Origin of the sequence: Aeromonas sp. HMWF015 (assembly GCF_963878965.1) — a bacterium.
Classification (GTDB): Bacteria; Pseudomonadota; Gammaproteobacteria; order Enterobacterales; family Aeromonadaceae; genus Aeromonas; species Aeromonas veronii.
Genome location: NZ_CAWNZT010000352.1, coordinates 1 through 2,262, shown reverse-complemented (window position 1 = coordinate 2,262; position 2,262 = coordinate 1). Strand labels below are relative to the sequence as shown.

General features: G+C 60.3%; 4 protein-coding genes. All 4 read right to left on the bottom strand.

The genetic code is table 11. The annotated features are described in order from the left end of the window. The coding region (locus AACS18_RS17700; protein WP_146184790.1) for a M23 family metallopeptidase at positions 1 to 681 on the bottom strand (681 nt) is incomplete at its 3' end. Between the two features lie 9 nt (positions 682 to 690). Then, the gene (locus AACS18_RS17695) at positions 691 to 1,272 is read right to left on the bottom strand and encodes a YqaA family protein (RefSeq protein ID WP_181363316.1); all 582 of its coding nucleotides are present in this window, start codon (positions 1,270 to 1,272) and stop codon (positions 691 to 693) included. Then, complete coding sequence (locus AACS18_RS17690) at positions 1,269 to 1,886, bottom strand: protein-L-isoaspartate(D-aspartate) O-methyltransferase (RefSeq protein WP_033138377.1); 618 nt, start codon at positions 1,884 to 1,886, stop codon at positions 1,269 to 1,271. Before AACS18_RS17690 ends, AACS18_RS17695 begins: the two co-directional genes overlap by 4 nt. Before the next feature lie 7 nt (positions 1,887 to 1,893). Then, a partial coding sequence (locus AACS18_RS17685) for a 5'/3'-nucleotidase SurE (RefSeq protein ID WP_308810801.1) occupies positions 1,894 to 2,262 on the bottom strand: 369 nt, incomplete at its 5' end.

The window sequence follows — 2,262 nt, the reverse complement described above, 5'->3', positions numbered from 1 at the left end:
TTTTTGTTCTTTGACCTGAGCGTATTCCTTCGGTGCTGCCGGAGCAACGGATTTCTGAGAGATGAATGGCGTGGTCTGACCAGATCCACTCGGCTCGGCCAACGGACGCGGACCGCTGCTCGGACGGCTCACGGCCACCGGCGTCACGGTTGCCGGACGAGTCGCAGCCACCATCTGGGTCGAACCGCCGCCTGCGGTCTGGACATTGAGCACCTGACCCGGTTGCAGCGCATAGGGGGCGCTCAGGTTGTTGCTCTGGGCCAGCGCCTGCGGCGTCATGCCGAACTGGCGGCCGATGCTGCTCAGGGTATCGCCACGGCGCACCTCATAGGTACCGGCACTGCGGCTGCTGCTCATGCTGGCGCTGGAACCATCGAGCCGCAATCGCTGCCCCGGATAGATGTTATAGGGTGGGCTGATATTGTTGAGGCTGGCCAGCGACGGCACGTCATTGCCGGAGTTGAAGGCGATGGAGTAGAGGGTATCGCCCCGCTTCACCACATAGCTGCCGCCCTGAATGGGGGCACTGACCTGGGCACCGCTTTGGCGAGCCGGAATGGTCGAGACAAACTGCCCCTCATCAACACCATCTACCGGAGCTGCATTTTTACTGGAGGAGCAGGCAAGCAGCAACCATGACAACACCACGACACTGCTTCCTTGCCAAATACGCGAACGCATAATGGATCCTTAACGACTAAACCAGAAATAGGCCACCACGGCCAGACCAATACAGAGCCAACCGAGCACATCAACATAGTGCATCAGTTTGCGTTCCATCTTCTCGCCACCCCAGCGCATCAGGCCCGCCACCAGGAAAAAGCGCATGCCACGACCGATGAGGGAGGTGATGATGAAGGGCAGCAGAGCCATTTGCAACAACCCTGCCGTCACGGTAAACACCTTGTAGGGGATAGGGGTGAAGCTGGCAATGAAAATAACCCAGATCCCCCACTGCTCAAACCAGTGGCGAGCAATCTCTATCTTGCTCTGATAACCCACAGACTCAACCAGTGGCAGTACGACCGGATCCCACAGCGCATAGCCAAGGGCATAGCCAAACAGGGCACCCAGCACAGAGAAGACGGTAGCCAGCGTGGCGTAGTGCCACGCCTTGTGGGGCTTGGCGAGCGCCATCGGCGCCAGCATCACGTCCACCGGGATCGGCCAGAACACCGACTCAATAAAAGCGGTGATGGAGAGATACCAGGGGGCATGTTTGTGGCGAGCCCACTGCATCACCAGTACGTACAAACGGGAAAACAACTTCACTCAACATCTCCGTCAATCAGGGGAACAAAACGTACCGGCTCCAGAATACGGCTGGTCAGCTGGGATCCGGATCGTTCGATCAGCTGCAGGGTCTGCTGGCTGTCACCCACGGGCAACACCAGTCGGCCCCCTTCGGCCAGCTGATCGGTGAGCGCCGTCGGGATCTCGCTCGCCGCGGCCGTCACCAGAATGGCGTCATAAGGCCCCTTGTTGGGCCACCCCAGCCAGCCGTTGCCGTGCTTGGCCGAGACATTGTGCAGATCGAGCTGGCGCAGTCGGCGTCTGGCCTGGAACTGCAGCGACTTGATCCGCTCCACGGTATACACATGCTCCACCAGATGGGCGAGGATCGCCGTCTGGTAGCCCGAGCCAGTGCCAATCTCCAGCACATGGGCCGGATCATTTTGCATCAGCAACTCGGTCATTCGCGCCACCATATAGGGCTGCGAAATGGTCTGGCCGTGGCCAATGGGCAGGGCGGTGTTGTCCCACGCCTTGTGCGCCATGGCCTCGTCCACGAACAGCTGGCGCGGCACTTTCGCGATGGTCGCCAGCACGCGAAAATCGCGAATATCCTGCGCAATGAGCTGATTTAACAGGCGCTGTACTATCACACCACCCTCATCCCTGCAGATCTAACCAGGCCCCCAGACCGGCGAGACTGTCATAGGCAGTCATATCGATGGTCAGGGGGGTAATCGAGACATAGCCCTGCTCGATGGCAGCAAAATCGGTACCGTCACCGGCATCCTGCTGGCTACCGGGGGGGCCGATCCAGTAGATGGGCTGGCCACGGGGATCCTCGGTGCAGATCACCGACTCCGCCCGGTGGCGATTGCCAAGGCGGGTGGTCTTGATCCCCTTGATCTGCTCGAGGGGCAAGTCCGGCACGTTGACGTTGAGGATCTGATCGGCAGGCAGGGGGTGTTTCATCAGCCCCTTCACCAGCAGGGCCGCATAGTGGGCCGCCGTGGCGAAGTGGGTCTTGCC